Below are 15657 nucleotides of genomic sequence, written 5' to 3'. Positions count from 1 at the left end.
GGATATCTACAATGGACTTAAAAGAATTACAAAAAGACCCAAAAATGATGGAGATTATGAAAGAGATTGGCAGCATCATGCAAATGCGTTCCAAGCAGGAGCAGGCAGAAAAAGTCAAAAATTTCCGCATCCTAAACGAGAATGCCGTCAAAGGGCAGATCCTTTTTACCGGTTCTTCTCTGATGGAACAATTTCCCATCACAGAGATTGCCCGGAATCATGGCATTGACAAGATCATCTATAACCGCGGTATCGGCGGCTATACCACAGATGATTTCATCGCTGAAATTGACACCGTACTTTTTGACCTCGCCCCATCAAAACTTTTTATCAACATCGGGACAAACGACATGCGTCCTCGCGAAGACGGTCAGGACTGGGCTGTTCATCTTCTTAGCAATTATGAACACATCCTGCAGCAGATAAAAGAAAGGCTTCCCGAATGTCAGGTCTACATGATGGCTTACTATCCGACCAATCCGACGGTTGCTGATAACGAGGTCGTCCGGCACCTCTTAGCCACACGCACCCGAGAAAACCTTGACATGATCAATGAAAAAATGGCTACCCTTGCCGCCAAATACGACTATCATTTTATCAATGCCAACGATGGGCTTTGTGATGCCGAGGGCTATCTGAAAAAGGATTTTACAAAAGAAGGACTCCATATGTTTGCCAACGCATATGAAGTCGTATTCAACAATATCAAACCATATATTTAATTGTAATGCTCATCTAACAACTGACAATCCATAATGAGTACATAAAAGACATTGCCGTAATAGTTGCTTTCCACGATACGCCCATGATCCAATACCGGGTGTGTACTGCCATCTTTCTTGACAAAATGGAATTGCACAAAATCATTCGTTCCGGCGGCTTGGGACTGAATCTGCTGCCAGATGCTTTTCTCAACAGCCTCCTGCTCGTCGGAGCGAATCAGATTGCGGAAACTATGCTTTGAATACTGCATGAATTCATCCAGATCCTTACAGCCTGCATAAGTAACCAGTTCCTGATTGGCAAATAGAATCTGGTCATTTTCCGGATCTGCCTTGTAGATCAAAAATGCTCCAGGCAAGTGCTGGGTAATGTCACTAAGGGCAAATCCCAGACGGTTTCTCCGGTTTGGATCAAAATCTTTCTGATACCGCATACTCTTGGCTTTTCCACAAAGTTTTCCCTCATAAAGCGCCATATCCGCAAGTCCCAGCAGCCGGTCAGCCTCCTCTGTATCCGCCGGATACTCCGCATAGCCTACAGAAATATGAAAGTAGTATTTCCTACCCTTATACATAAAAGATCGGTCGCTGGCGGTAAAGGCTTCTATCTGCTCTTTGACATCATCACAGGTCGCCCCGGTCAAAATCAGCGTAAACTCGTCACCACCATTTCTGCCGTAAATGGCATTGGCAGGAAAAGCAGTCCGCATGCTCTGCGCCAGATTCTGTAATGCCTGATCTCCTACCACATGACCATAAATATCGTTAATCATCTTGAAATCATCGATATCTAACTGTATACCAACGCATGACTGGTTTGGATTTTTCCTGCGATATTCCCAAAAACACTTTTCAAAACCATTGCGGTTATAAAGACCTGTTAAGGCATCTGTCGTAGATAATTCTTCCAATTGCTGTCTATCTTCTTCCAGGATTAATACGGATCCAGTCAAGCCAGACAAAAGGATAATGATCAGTATACCGACAATAAGAATCCGTCCTACATTGTCTCCTCGATTCCAGCCTTCTTTTGGCATCACTTCTAATTTAAATGAGCATCCGCAAAGTTCAAATTCATAGGAAACCGGATCTGTCATGTCCTCTGCGGAGGCAGAAATCTCCTGATATTGGGATGTAAGCGGTGATTCTGTCTTAGACAGGCGGTAATCATATCCAAAGTTGTTAAGTGCCTGTACGGAATTAGCAAAAATATCCGGCACGCGGATGATGGCTATGGTAAAGCCCCAGAAATACTCCTGCCCTGCATCATTTTTCAGGTAAACCGGATTACGGATCGCAATGCCCATGCCACCCTGTTGGAGTGAAAAAGGTCCTTGCATGATGGTCAGGTCATGATCCCGGCTATAGCGAGAAATCTCTCCTCTTTGCTCATCATGGATCAGATCGATCTTGCCGGCCTCATTGCCCGCTGCAGGATAAATATCTGTTACGACACCATCCGGCGCAATCTGGATACTTTGAATCGTATCATCGATCAAGTCTGCAGCGATCTCATCAAAGTTGTCAATCCGTCCATTGTCACTGACAATAATCGCCTGTATGGATTCTGTGATGCCGATTCCATGGTTGAGGTCGCTGGCCATGCGCTCTGCATAATTCATAGCATTCAGTTCGGTGACCGTCCGTACCTGTTTATGATTTTTCTCTATACTAAAGTGTACTACTCCTGCCAGAACAACGAGCCCCAAAGCCGTCACGCAAACCGGCAATATCCATTTCCATGTTCCAATCTTCCTTCTCATAGCATTTTTGCTCCTTTAACGCAATGTACTGAAAAGCCTTATATTTTTATGTTATTTCGTATAGACCAGATCTTTGACGACTTCTCCTGCCACAATAAGACCGGCAACCGATGGCACAAATGCCACACTGCCCGGAATATCACGGCGCTCCGTACATTTGTGGGCTGCCCCGGCGGCAGATACAATGCGTCTGGCAACTGATCGCCATGTCCTCGATCGGTCTCGTTGGTTTTTCCTCCGAATAAACGACCTTTAATTTCTTGACGCCCCGCTTCTTCAACTCACGGCGCATGACCTTTGCCAGCGGACACATCTTGGTCTTATAGATGTCTGCCACCTGAAAAGCACTGGCATCCAGTTTATTGCCAGCCCCCATGCTGCTGATGATCGGCACGCCCATAGACTGACATTTCATGACCAGTTCAATCTTTGCCGTCACCGTGTCTACGGCATCCACTACATAATCATATTCTGCAAAAGGAAAGTCATCTGCATTTTCCGGCAAAAAGAAGCACTTGTAAGTCTCCACTTGTACATCTGGGTTGATGTCCAGCATACGCTCTTTCATCACATCGACCTTGTATTTGCCGACTGTAGAACGCGTTGCGATGATCTGACGGTTGAGATTGGTCAGACAGACCTTATCATCGTCGATCAGATCAAAACTCCCTACACCGCTTCGTACCAAGGCTTCGCACACATATCCACCTACGCCGCCCACGCCAAAGACAGCCACTCTGGCATTTTTCAGGCGTTCCATACCTTCCTTGCCTAACAATAACTCCGTTCTTGAAAACTGTGTCAACATGTGATCTTCCTCATTTCCTACCATTTTTCTTGGGGATTATTGTAGCATGGAAGCCGCAGATGCACAAGCCACAAGGGACATTCCTTTTGCCATATGGACTGTCCCCTTTGGCTTGGGTGCCTGCTTATCCCATCTGCACCAGCCCCACTCTAGGTTGCTCCAAGCAAAAAGAGACGCCCCTACTGCATAGGAGCGTCCCTGTGTCTGTCTTAGTTCAAGTCCAGATATTTTTCAATTTCCTGTTCAAAGAATGGTGTCCACCAGTCCAGATAGCCGGCACGGTTTGGATGAATGCCATTTGCCATATAATAATGATATTCCGGTATGTCTGCATCCAGATCATCCCACATATCAATGATGCCAATGCCCCATTTTTCCTGCAGTTTCTTGGTCAATTCCACCATTTCACCATACTGCTCACTGTCATACTTTGTGCCGGTATAGAACATGACCGGACAACCGTAATGCTGGTCTGCGTATGCGATGATATATTCCATGGCTCCGGCAACCGTTGTCGTATCAAAATCATCCATGTTCTTAGAGTCTGAGATCTCGCCCATTGGCTGTCCTGTCGTTGCATCGTTGGTAGACAATTGACAGATAAAGAGATCCGCCTTCTGATCCGGAATATTTGCCTTCATGCGGGCAATATAAGAAGTCTCTCCATTGTCTACAAGCGTGGTTCCACTAACCGCTTCTTTGACATATGCAATACCATCTCTGGCAGCCAAATATTCCACAAAGGAAACCTCATTACTGTTGCTTCCAAAAGTAACCGAAGAACCTAAGAAGATGATCTTTTTCCCCTTTAACGGAGAATCTGCAAATGCTTCCACATTTGCCGGATCATACTGCGGCAATTCATTGATCTTTTCCGATGCCACTTCTCCATATTTTGCAATCAATTCCGTCTGCAGTGCCGGACCATACCAGTTCATGTAACCGGCATCACTAAGCGTTCCGTCTTTCTGCTTGTATGTACTGATGTTCTTATCCTTATAATCCAGTTTTTCCCATAGATCCATGACATATGCATGATCCATGCCATATTTGACCGGCCAGACAGCCTGACGCATATCATAGATGTTATCTTTTTTTCCCTCCTGAATGCCTGTAACAAAAACAACCGGTGCCTTCCAGGTCTCCCAGCAATAAGATACGATATACTGATAGGCACCTGTCAGCGTTTCCAGATCATAAGTATCTCGATCCTCACTCTCTGATAATTCTCCTACTTCTGCTTTTTTGTCTGTCTCTGTCGGTGGAATTTCTACTAAGATCATATCCCATGTCGCATCCTTATCCATGGCATCCAACTGTGCCTTATAGGATTGTTCCCCATCACCGGTCAAGGTCGCATCTTTCTTGGCGAACACATCCACGGTCATTCCATTTTTCTTTTCCAGATAATCGGTGTAGGATGTCTTGCCATTTCCAACTGTAAGTGTAGAGCCAACCACTGCAATGTGACTTCCACTGAGCAGTGTCTCCTCCTCGCTGACCTCATCTGCTGTCACTGTTTTCGTATTCTCTTTTTTTGTGTCAGCATCTGCTTTCTTGCTGCTGCCACACGCTGTCCCTATGCATCCGAGACTAAGCGTCAGGGCCAGAAGCATTGCCATTTTCTTTTTCATGTAAAATACCTCCCAATCTTCATGATGCATTCAGTATAATTCTTTTATATATAAATATTCCAATATAAAAATCTCATATGTTATAATATATTATGTATAGATTATTGGGAGGTTTCTTATGATTACAGAAAAGAAATTACAGTATTTTATAGAAGTCTGCAAAACAGAAAACATTTCATCGGCTGCCAGAAATTTATTTATCGCCCAGCCGGCACTTTCCAAAACTATTCAGGAATTGGAGGAAGAATTACACTATCCACTGTTTGACCGTCAGGGAAAACACATCATTTTAAATGAAAATGGACGAATTTTTCAAACCTATGCCAAGCAGATTCTTGCCAATTACGATGGCGCCCGCGCGGCACTTGCGTCAAACAACCAGACAGATGACAAGCATATCTCCTTTGGTGTCAGCGTCTGTTCCCAGTTGCTCTCCGATATTCTTGGTGGTTTCTATGAAAAGCGTCCGGATGCCAACATCACGGTTCACACCGGCTATCCTCTGGACTGTATGCAGGATCATCTGGATCTCGTTTTGGATGCCTATCCACAACTAACAACACCTTCCTCTGATACAGAGTCCTTGCAAAAGCCAGTGGGCGATATACTCATGAGTGAGGAGATCTGCATTGCCTACGCCGCATCGCATCCTTTTGCCCGGGAGACAGCCATACCACGCTCCATACTCTATCATTATCCCTGCATTCTGCCATCGCCAGAAAGCCGCATGGGCGATCTGTTAGATGACCTATGGAAGCGTTATATCCTGCGCCCCCTACAATCATCCAGCGATGTCAACAACTCCTATGTCCAATGCGAACTTGTCAGTCAGGGACGTTATTTCACTCTGGTACCAAAAAAGAGTTGGCGTCCTGCCTATACCGCAAATAACCTGATACTTGCACCTCTCCCGAATGCAAAAATCTACCGTCATATTTGTCTCTACCGCCAGCCCTATCTATCAGCCTTGGCTCAGGAATTTGCAGATTATCTGCACACATATTTTGCCGCGTTATAGCCAAAGACAAAAAATCCGCCGAGGATAAATTCCCCGGCGGATTTCGTTCTTTTTATAGGTATTATTCGGCTGTTTCCTCGGCATCCTCATCACTTGGAATATCTGCGTTGTTTGGTGCAAGTACCGTGACAACTACGCTATCCAGATGGGTCATGACCTCAACATCCTTATTCTTGGCAATATCCAGATCGCCGACTGTGATGGTATCGCCCAGATGTAAGGTAGCGCAATCCACGTCGATCTTGTCTACCAAATGCTCTGGTGTTGCCTTGTAAGATACTTCCTCAAGGAGTTGTTCCAAGGCTCCCTCAATGACTTTATCCTTGTTATGAAGAACAATCTCGGCTACGGAATGTACCTTTTCACCCTTAACCAATGCCTGAAAATCCATCTCTACGATGCTACGTTTCATGGAATCATAATCCATTTCCTTGATGAGGACATCATACTCCTTGCCCTCAACATCCAGCATGATCTGGCTACCTTTCATGCACTCACGCATGATCCTCTCGGCTTCCTTCTTCTCAATCTTCAGAAGTACAGAACCCTCGATCTGTTTTCCAAACAGATTACCGGTCACATAGCCTTCTCTTCTCAGTCTCTTTGCTTTCTCCGTTGTTTCTCTTCTTTGCGCTTTTAAAGTATTCATTTGTCTTTTCCTCCATGCTACAAATCTAAGAACAGAGGGATGTTTGCGGAATGTCATTAAAACAAATGGCCTTTCGTTTCTCTTCGTTCCACAAACTGTTATAGTCCTTTTATTTTTAAAATGCAAGAGGAAATTTCATATTCTACAACTGCGTATTATCTTTCCATAGAATGCCCTGCAAAGACACCTGATCTAAGAAAAGATCATGAAAAGTCATGCTACCACCATGCACTTTTTTTGTGCCGTCTGCCGCAATCTCCCCGGCTTTTCCCATAAAGGCACAGGAAGCAGCCACACTTTCCACCGATAGATCCGCCGTCAAAAAAGTAGCAATTGCTACCGTGGACATACAACCACTCCCTGTGATATAAGACATCATAGCATGCCCGCGCTCACAAGACTCTATCCGCTTTCCATCCGTGATCCAATCGGTAGGACCAGATGCGACCAGAATACAATCCAACTCCTCCGCCAGTTGCTTTAACCTCTGCGGATCCATACTTTTATCTACCGCATCCACACCAGCCGCCATATTATGCTGTTCCATCAAAGCCAGCATTTCAGAATAGTTTCCCCGGATACAGGTCGGCTCTATATGGCGGATCAGATCCATGCATTTTTTTCTGCGATAAGAAGAACCTGCCACACCAACCGGATCCAACACGATCGGATGTGCCAGATCATGTGCCTTTTCTCCGGCTAAGAACATGGCATCCAGACATTCGGTCGCGCCCAGATTGCAGACAAGCGCATCTGCGCCCGCCGCGATCTCTTCCACTTCTTTCTCGTGATGTGCCATGGTCGGCGATGCCCCTAGGGCCAGAGCCAGATTGGCACAGTCGTTCATGGTCACCGTATTTGTAATGCAGTGAATAACCGGATGCAAGGTCTTTATTCTGTTTAAATATGTTCTAATCTCTGCATCGCTTTCCATACAATCTCCACACAAAACTTATTCTTCCAGACTCGCCTGCATACGTCCTAAAACGCCTGTCTTTTTTAAAGAAGCCGTAATAACAATCGCAATCAAGGTTCCACCACATGTGCTAATCAAAAATGGAACTACAAAGGTAAAGAGTGCTGCCGCCTTATTTCCCATAACAAGATACGCTATCGGATAAGAGAGCATGCCTCCCAAAATACCCGTTCCTACCACTTCACCAATATAGGCAAAGGGTAGTTTTTTGCCATATTTATACAAAAGACCGCCCAAAAGTGCGCCACACATACTGCCCGGGAAGGCAAGCGGACTTCCCAGACCAACCAGATTACGAATGAGCGACGCGATAAAAGCCTGTGCCAATGCCCACCATGGACCTACGGTAACAACGCATAAAATGTTGACCAGATGCTGTACCGGTGCACATTTAGACCCAAATACCGGGAAGGAAAATAAGCTTCCAACCACGGCAACTGCTGCCATAAGTGCTGTGATAGTTAATTTCTTCAGATTTACTTTTTTCATGATACTCTCTCTTTCTTTCCGGAGACATCACGAAAAACATGTGTCCCCTAGTTTTCTTTTCCCTTACTTGCAAATTTTCCTACAATCAGGCAGAGAACGATTGTAATTGCCATATCAGGCAACGTATTTCCCACCGGTGTATCCACATGCATCAGCAAACGATACGCTATAAAACCAATAAGCCAAATCAACAGATTGGTCCACTGAAATTCTTTTTCTGCTGCATCCGCCTTTTTCAAGATGAAATAATCTGCAATTTGCACAGCAATCATCGGCGCAAATACAGAACCAATCAAATACAAAAAGTTTGTAATGTTATCCATTGGATAAAGCATCGCTGCAACCGTTCCAATGATGGTTACAACCACAGCTGCCCATTTTTCCTTTATTTTAGAAGAAATAGATACGGATGAAACACCTGCAGAATACGCATCCAAAAAGGTCGTTGTCACGGTTGAGAATACGATAATCAAAAGGCCAACAACGCCAAGTCCTGTTTTTACCATAATCTGGGCAATATCATATTCTCCTGTAAAAATCGCTGCTCCCATACCAATCATATACATAAAAATGCTGACAACACTGTAGGTAAGTACACTAACGAGTGTTGCTGCAAATGGCTTTTCTGCTTCTCTTGTATAATCGCTGATAAGCGGTAACCAGGAAAGCGGCATAGCTACTGCCAATTCCACTGCAGCGCCAAAGGTCAGGCTTCCATCATCCACAATCGGACCTGCTACTGCAGTACCAAAGAAAATTACCTTAAACAGAATCAGTGACAAAATGAAAAGTGCTGTCATTGCAATCGTATTGAGCTTACCTAAATTCGTAAGACCGATTACAATCCAAAGAATAATCAACGCACCAATCACCAAAGCCCATATCCAGAGTCCTGTATGCAGCAAACCATCTGCTGCAAGCGCACCATCATAAATCATAATTGATGTCCATCCAATCAACTGCAAAACGTTAAGAATGGCAAACAATAAACTTCCTTTTTCACCAAAACTCATTTTTACTGTTTCCATGGCACTACGTCTTTCTTTTGCGCCAATCATACCAGCAGCAAACATCATAAGACCACCGATGAAATGACCTAATAAAATAGCTGCCATAGCTTTACCAAAACCTAATGGAGCAAAATAAGTACCTGTCAAAATTTCAGCCAGAGATACCCCTGCACCAAACCATATCAATCCATTTGAAAAAACGGAAGTTCTATTTTCATTCATCTATGTATTCTCCTTTGATTGCAAATGCGTGATTCATCGGGCCGCTTCCCTTTCCAAGATTCAAACCGGCAGCAAGCGCTCCGGAAATATAATTCTTGGCATATTTTACGGATGTCTTTAGATCGTATCCCTTCGCCAAATTGCTGGCAATGGCAGATGATAATGTACATCCTGTTCCATGGGTATTTGGATTATCAATTCTCTTTCCCATAAACCAGGTTGCCTGCTCATCTTTTTGCCATAAAAGATCATTGGCATCGTTTAACTGATGGCCACCTTTTAGAAGAACACTACATCCCAAACGGTCGCAAATGATTTCCGCAGCTTTTTCCATATCTGCTTCACTTTTAATCTGCATTTCGGATAATACTTCCGCCTCTGGAATATTCGGTGTGATAACCTTTGCAAGAGGTAATAATTTACTTTTCAATGTGCTAATCGCATCCTCACTGATCAAGCGTGCGCCGCTTGTCGCTACCATCACGGGATCTACAACAATATTTTTAGCTTCATAGGCGGTTAACTTATCCGCAATAACCTCAATCAGTTCCGTTGATGCTACCATCCCTGTTTTAATAGCGTCTGGATAAATATCTGTGAAAATACAATCCAGCTCCTCTGCCAAAAACTGTGGAGTTGCCTCCATAATACTTGTTACGCCGGTTGTATTCTGGGCAGTCAAAGCCGTGATGGCGCTCATGGCATATACGCCATTTGCTGTCATCGTCTTAATATCTGCCTGGATGCCGGCGCCTCCACTGGAATCACTTCCAGCGATTGTTAATGCTGTGTACATATACATTCCTCCTTGTACGAATCGTGCATTAATTTTGTATAGCGACCTAAGGTGGTGCCCCCAATCTGCCGCTGTAAATCTATCTATAACTTACCGGTCTTTTAAAAGGCCGGAGAAATTATATGTGTTTTTCTAAGATGTCATCCATCTTTTGACGCAGTTTTCTTGTCTCCGCCTCGATATCATCGCTGGCAAAAATTCCGCTGACCACAGCAATGCCTGCCATTTTCTGACCTGTCAGTTGTGGTAAGTTCTCTCCGCAGATGCCACCGATCGCGACCACCGGAATACTTACGCTTTCGCAAATCTGTCGAAACAGTTCGAAGGACATTGGCTTGGCATCTGATTTTGTACTCGTACCAAAGACTGCTCCACTGCCCAAATAGGTAGCGCCAGCCGCCTCCGCTGCTTTTGCCTGTTCCACTGTCTTTGCAGTCACACCAATCACGGCGTTTTCTCCCAAAATCTCTCTGACTTTGGATATTTCCATATCGGACTGTCCCACATGCACACCATCCGCCCCGACCAACTTTGCTACTTTTACATTATCGTTAATGATCAGCGGCACATGATATCGATGGCAGAGCAAAAGCAATTCCTTTGCTTCCCCAATAAAAGTCTCTTCGTCTAAGTGTTTCTCACGAAGTTGTACCATTGTTGCACCGCCTGCCAGAGCACTTTCCACCGCTTGTGCAAGTGTCTGTTCGCCCAGCCAGCTGCGGTCTGTAATCGCATATACTTTTAATTGTTCTCGTCTAAATTCCATGTATTCTCCTTCGCGCGCCTGTGACCTGCTTCATGCTCGCGCGCGTGCGTATCTCCAGCACAAATTGCCTTTTTTATCATAAGCAATTTCGTAGGATTTTCTTATTTATACAAAAAACGCACAGAAACCAACGATGGATTTCTGTGCGAAATAATCATTTCTGCAACTCTCTATCTCCCTACGTTGGCATTATCCAAATCAGGTTATGGGTCAAAGCAACTCGCTTACTCTCAGCCTGCCTACTTGCAAGCTCCCCTTTTTATAAAATAAAGATGTCATTCTTTCGGACAACATCTTTATTATAGTCGTTATGACAAATTATGCAAGAAAATTTTATTGCAATTTAGTAGCGGTCAAAAAGTTCCTGGGTACAACGCCGCATCACTTCCACATTGACACTATTGCCAAATTGTTTATATGCCTGTTGATCACTGCTATCGCATATAAATCCTTCTCCTGCCTCCGGCGTTCGAACCGGATTCGGAAAACTTTGCAAACGCCCTGCCTCCTCCACCGTTAATCGTCTCTTGTATCTGCCAATAATCGGGATCTGTACCATGGCAACGAGTGCAGGGAAACACGTTGGTGCTTTCACGCGAATGCCTGATGGTCGCATCTGTATAATGCCCTCCCAAAGGGTGGAAATGGCCGTTCCAGCCTGCCATTCCATCTTATGATGCGTCGGAACAAAATCCTGTAAGTTGTTATATTTTTCCAGCCACGCGTCAATAAAGACTTGATTGCGTTGATAGAGTTCCATGTTTTTCTTTACAAAATTCTGTTTCCATGCCGGATACTCTTGTGGAACTGCCTTGTATTTGAAATAATCTGCCCAGATGGGAAAACCGATCACTTTTAAATCAATTCCCTGATAAAACTCATCCCATGCAGACAGTACATACTTCTCATACGCAGATATGTAATACTTGTCCTCTACTTTCTGCTCATCTAAAATTTCATAAATGCTGTTATCTTCTTTTTTGTAACCTCCCGATATCTGAATATCCAGCGGCTCATCTACATGCTTGGGATCATATTTTCCCAAGATGATCACGCGCTCTCGCAATTGTGGTATTCCAAACTGATGTGGACTAACGATCAGCGGTGCCTCCGTCAAACGATATCCACAATCCTGAAGCACGGCATGAATAATGCGCCAGGTATTATGGTGATCGTGACTGACAAGATTTCGTACATTTTCTAACACTATATACTCCGGTTTCTTTTCACGTAAAATACGTTCAATTTCAAAAAATAGGGTACCTCTTGTCTGGTCTTTCAAGCCTGCCTGTTTTCCGGCCTTGCTAAATGCCTGGCACGGAAATCCTGCACATAGTACATCATGATCCGGTATGTCTGTTTTTTCATTCAGATCTCGTACATTTACAGCAGAATCCATGTGATAATTCTGCTTATATACCTGATTACAATTGGCATCGATTTCTGATGCAAGCACACACTCTCCACCAAGTTGCGTCATCGCCTGATGAAAGCCCCCAATTCCGGAGAAAAGATCTATAAATTTGAAATTGTATGTACCCTTGTCTCGTTTTTCCAAAATATCGTTTCCTTCTGATTTATTGCGCTCAAACATATCTATTCTATCATAGCCGCCTTTGGAAAGCTAGACTTTTTTGATATGATTAAAAATTTTTATAACAAGGGCATTTCCGCTATCGCAAAATTTTTAAATTGATCACGCTCGACCATGATCTTGGGCGCTCTCGGTTTTCCATTACTGTTGATGCCCTGTTTAAACTGTGACAAGAACTGTTTATTACCGTCATTGATATCCAGCAGATAAAAATCTGCCAGCGTCACCTGATTCTTCATCCGTCCGCCATAACTACGCAGATTTTCTTTGTGTAGTGCGCGATTCCAGTATTCTGTCACTTCATAATTGCACACCCTATCTTTGATCGTCTCGTGTTCACAAACCAGATAATAGAGGTGTCCTCTGGGATTGCCGTCGATCAGTGAAAACACAGTATCCCAATCGTTGCCCTGCACACCGCGAGATTCTATGCTGTGGGTCTTTAAGTCTCCATAGCAACCTATGGTTGGAAAATATAGGTCTAAATCAATACCGTTTTTTGACTTATCCTGTGCATAGCGGATATCATCTTGTAGTTGATGCCCCACAAGATATTGTTCAAACAAAAATTCCAGATAAAATCCAGCCCATTCCGGTTGATATTTGTTGCGATAATTGGCAGCGATCATCTGTCGGTAGCAGTCTATTCCGCGCCATTCTTTGTTAACATCTTGAAAAAATGTCAAAATCTCCTGCACAATATGCTGCGGCATAGGATTAGAAACATCCACAGAAAATAGGTCGGGTGTACCCCAGGTCTGCCCTGTATTTTCAAATAGTTCCCTTAGGAAAACTTCAACTCCTTTTGGCGAAAAGACAGTGATCTGATTGCCAAAATAATCTGTTTTTTGAAAATAATCATGCTCTGCTGCATCGGACAGGTCACTGCTATACACATGTGCAGAGGAGTTGTGGGCTTTTTTGTATATGAAATCCTCAATCCGAAAGGCACAGAATAATACTGTTTGCTTATAGGTGTATACCCCTAACAAAATAGGCCGATATCCTTTGGCAAGAGATGCCTGGTAAAATTCTTTCAGATCATTTGCTATCTGTATTCTCTTTTTAAAAACCGGATGTGGATTGCCCAGATAGGAAACATTTTTGGCACGAATGGAATATTTACGTCCCTGATACACACCACAGATGATTCCGTCTTCATCTCTATAAATTCCCGGAAAATATGTCGCAATGCGTTCATATAGAGCCCGCACCGAAAGTGTCTGATCATAATCGCAGACAATCGTTCCATCTGTATTCACTTGTTCTACTAAAAAAGCCATCGTTGTCCCCCTCTTTTCAAGAATGCTTTCCCTGTCTATCCCACAAAAGCATCTAAATACCCCATAGCGATCGCATCATGCTTCCGCTTAAATCCGTGGGCTCCGTTTTCGATAAAGTAAAGCTGTGCATTGGCATAAACTTCCTTAGCCTTGCTGGCATAACTAGGATTTCTTCTGTAAAAAATTCTTTTTCCCCAGTTTTTTTAACATGATCGTTTCCTCCCAATTTTAAAACTATGGGCTTACATATAGCACAATTCTATGAAATATATGTTATATCTTACTATAGTTTCTTACTGTTTGCTATGCCATAAAATGGATTTTCTGTTGTACCATAAAAGGCGCTGCCTTTCGACAACGCCTTTCTTCTAGTCTCTATTCGATTATCTCTAATGATTATAAAACAAAGAATGTACAAGTTCCCGGTGCAAGTTCCACCTGACCTGCAGGCTGAACAACCGGACTTAAATCTGGCAATGCATTATCCTCTCCCAAGACAAGTGGCTTGTCATTGAGTGTCATAATGGTCGCACGCATATTGCCATCCTGGCCTGCCAGAGTATATCTTTCTGCTTCCTTTGGAAGTTCTACCTCGGTTGTCTCTGTCAGTGAGTTGTTGATCACAAGATAAACAAATCCCGGCTTGCCGTCCTTGCGAGAATGCGCGTAAACATGTGCCCCCTCACGAACCGGCTCCTTTGTATCATAACAGGTTGTTCCCATCAGGCGATTCCACAAGAGCACCGCAAAATAATTTGGACGTGGATCAAAGACTTCACGAGCCAAAAATCCGTAATCAGATGCTGCCAGTGTATTATGGAAAATCACACCATTACTAACCGTGGAAAATCCCGCCAATTCGTTTAAGGTTCTAAGAACATCTAATAGGTAGATGCCCATGTATCTCCACCGCCGCCTGCGTCGCCGGACTCGGTTACCCACATTTCTGTATCTGCTGCATATTTATCACGGATTGGAGCATATACCTTGGCACAATGAATCGGCACATAAAGATACTCCTCACTGTTTGCCTTTTCCGGAGCCCAATGAGCACTTGGCATAACAGATGCCAAACGATCAGATACACCATTATAGTAATGATAACTAAATACATCCAAAGGCTCTTTGGTACCCTTTAAAAGTTCCTCAGTTGAAACATTTTCCTTGGTAAGCTGTTCTACCCCGCCACCACTTGCACTATCTTCACTGCCCATAAAATCAAGGCCATCACCAACGCTGCTCGGTCCGATGCAAAGGCAATCCGGATAATTCTTGCGCAGCCAAACGAAGAAAAGATCCTGATCGCGTCTGTAATCTGCGGCTGTATAGCCATGTGGAAAACCGGTCTCCTCCATCATGTTCGGTTCATTTGCAAACTCTGCTCCATCGATCGGTACGCCGTATTCCTTACTCAGTGCAAAGATCTTCTCTGCCTCTGCCGGATGCCACGGCTGATCGGCGCTATGCAATCCCGGACAGTTTGCCACGGAGATCATGAGTTTTGCTCCGATCGCCTTAACAAAGTCAAGCACACCAATCCACTGGTCCTTGGTCAGCACATTCAGATAACCTTCCGGCACCTTGCCATTGCAGGTTCCATCAAAATCATAATAAGTCTTGGTCGCCCAGGTACCGGACACACGCACCCATGCCGTTCCCAGTTCCTTTGCCAGTTTGCGCAATTTCTCATCATAGAGGTTGATCGGTGCATAGACCTGCATCAGATCCTTATACATATCTGTGATATTTTCGCCTTTTCCTACCTGAAAAGGCTCTATTCCCGCGATCTGCTCCGGTGTGTATGCCTTCCAGAAAGTTCCACCCGTCACTTCCGCAAATTCAATATTATAAGACATGAGACATGGATTCATCTCACGCAGAGCACTCAGTTTTTCCGGTGCCAATGTTACAAATTCTGCCATTTTAT

At 44.1% G+C, this 15657-nt stretch carries 14 protein-coding genes, 1 pseudogene and 1 riboswitch; of the genes and pseudogenes, 2 read left to right on the top strand and 13 right to left on the bottom strand.

The window, feature by feature from the left end; all coding sequences use genetic code 11:
* Nucleotides 1-11: 11 nt before the first annotated feature.
* Nucleotides 12-722, top strand: coding sequence for a GDSL-type esterase/lipase family protein (locus DW996_RS11020; RefSeq protein ID WP_243069478.1), 711 nt, complete (start codon nucleotides 12-14; stop codon nucleotides 720-722).
* Here the strand turns inward: DW996_RS11020 and DW996_RS11015 are convergent.
* From DW996_RS11015 to DW996_RS13470, 3 genes and pseudogenes are all read right to left on the bottom strand, one after another.
* Nucleotides 719-2485 (bottom strand): diguanylate cyclase domain-containing protein, encoded by a 1767-nt coding sequence (locus DW996_RS11015; RefSeq protein ID WP_118535761.1) that lies wholly within the window; start codon nucleotides 2483-2485, stop codon nucleotides 719-721. The two genes, DW996_RS11020 and DW996_RS11015, sit on opposite strands and share 4 nt — an antisense overlap.
* 51 nt (nucleotides 2486-2536) lie before the next feature.
* Nucleotides 2537-3293, bottom strand: a pseudogene (locus DW996_RS11010) (tRNA threonylcarbamoyladenosine dehydratase).
* Nucleotides 3294-3502: 209 nt separating this feature from the next.
* The gene (locus DW996_RS13470) at nucleotides 3503-4927 is read right to left on the bottom strand and encodes an SGNH/GDSL hydrolase family protein (RefSeq protein WP_243098764.1); all 1425 of its coding nucleotides are present in this window, start codon (nucleotides 4925-4927) and stop codon (nucleotides 3503-3505) included.
* Between the two features lie 118 nt (nucleotides 4928-5045).
* Here DW996_RS13470 and DW996_RS11000 point away from each other — a divergent pair, with 118 nt between their 5' ends.
* On the top strand, nucleotides 5046-5945 hold the full coding sequence (locus DW996_RS11000) for a LysR family transcriptional regulator (RefSeq protein ID WP_118535759.1): 900 nt from the start codon (nucleotides 5046-5048) through the stop codon (nucleotides 5943-5945).
* 61 nt (nucleotides 5946-6006) lie between these two features.
* On the opposite strand, the gene DW996_RS10995 is transcribed toward DW996_RS11000, so the two are convergent.
* From DW996_RS10995 to DW996_RS10955, 10 genes are all read right to left on the bottom strand, one after another.
* On the bottom strand, nucleotides 6007-6594 hold the full coding sequence (locus DW996_RS10995; protein ID WP_118535757.1) for a 50S ribosomal protein L25: 588 nt from the start codon (nucleotides 6592-6594) through the stop codon (nucleotides 6007-6009).
* 142 nt (nucleotides 6595-6736) lie between these two features.
* Nucleotides 6737-7528 (bottom strand): hydroxyethylthiazole kinase, encoded by a 792-nt coding sequence (gene thiM / locus DW996_RS10990; protein WP_118535755.1) that lies wholly within the window; start codon nucleotides 7526-7528, stop codon nucleotides 6737-6739.
* 18 nt (nucleotides 7529-7546) lie between these two features.
* Nucleotides 7547-8059, bottom strand: coding sequence for an energy coupling factor transporter S component ThiW (gene thiW, locus DW996_RS10985; protein ID WP_118535753.1), 513 nt, complete (start codon nucleotides 8057-8059; stop codon nucleotides 7547-7549).
* A gap of 47 nt (nucleotides 8060-8106) precedes the next feature.
* Nucleotides 8107-9291, bottom strand: a complete 1185-nt coding sequence (cytX, locus tag DW996_RS10980) for a putative hydroxymethylpyrimidine transporter CytX (protein ID WP_118280149.1) — start codon at nucleotides 9289-9291, stop codon at nucleotides 8107-8109.
* Nucleotides 9284-10087 carry a bifunctional hydroxymethylpyrimidine kinase/phosphomethylpyrimidine kinase gene (gene thiD, locus DW996_RS10975; protein ID WP_118535751.1) on the bottom strand — a complete coding sequence of 268 codons (804 nt, stop codon included), beginning with the start codon at nucleotides 10085-10087 and terminating at the stop codon, nucleotides 9284-9286. The genes cytX and thiD overlap by 8 nt, the downstream gene beginning before the upstream one ends.
* 118 nt (nucleotides 10088-10205) lie before the next feature.
* The gene (gene thiE / locus DW996_RS10970) at nucleotides 10206-10853 is read right to left on the bottom strand and encodes a thiamine phosphate synthase (protein ID WP_118280151.1); all 648 of its coding nucleotides are present in this window, start codon (nucleotides 10851-10853) and stop codon (nucleotides 10206-10208) included.
* Between the two features lie 158 nt (nucleotides 10854-11011).
* Nucleotides 11012-11120, bottom strand: a riboswitch (TPP riboswitch).
* 76 nt (nucleotides 11121-11196) lie between these two features.
* Complete coding sequence (locus DW996_RS10965) at nucleotides 11197-12411, bottom strand: DNA cytosine methyltransferase (protein ID WP_243098763.1); 1215 nt, start codon at nucleotides 12409-12411, stop codon at nucleotides 11197-11199.
* A gap of 95 nt (nucleotides 12412-12506) precedes the next feature.
* Complete coding sequence (locus tag DW996_RS10960) at nucleotides 12507-13730, bottom strand: hypothetical protein (protein WP_118535747.1); 1224 nt, start codon at nucleotides 13728-13730, stop codon at nucleotides 12507-12509.
* A gap of 396 nt (nucleotides 13731-14126) precedes the next feature.
* Nucleotides 14127-14630: a hypothetical protein gene (locus tag DW996_RS13465; protein WP_243098762.1), complete on the bottom strand. Its 504-nt coding sequence runs from the start codon at nucleotides 14628-14630 to the stop codon at nucleotides 14127-14129.
* Nucleotides 14612-15652: a hypothetical protein gene (locus tag DW996_RS10955; protein WP_243098761.1), complete on the bottom strand. Its 1041-nt coding sequence runs from the start codon at nucleotides 15650-15652 to the stop codon at nucleotides 14612-14614. Before DW996_RS10955 ends, DW996_RS13465 begins: the two co-directional genes overlap by 19 nt.
* Between the last annotated feature and the right edge of the window lie 5 nt (nucleotides 15653-15657).

The organism is Roseburia sp. AM51-8 (assembly GCF_003478275.1).
Taxonomy (GTDB): Bacteria; Bacillota; Clostridia; order Lachnospirales; family Lachnospiraceae; genus Pararoseburia; species Pararoseburia lenta.
This window is presented reverse-complemented; position numbering and strand designations above follow the sequence as displayed.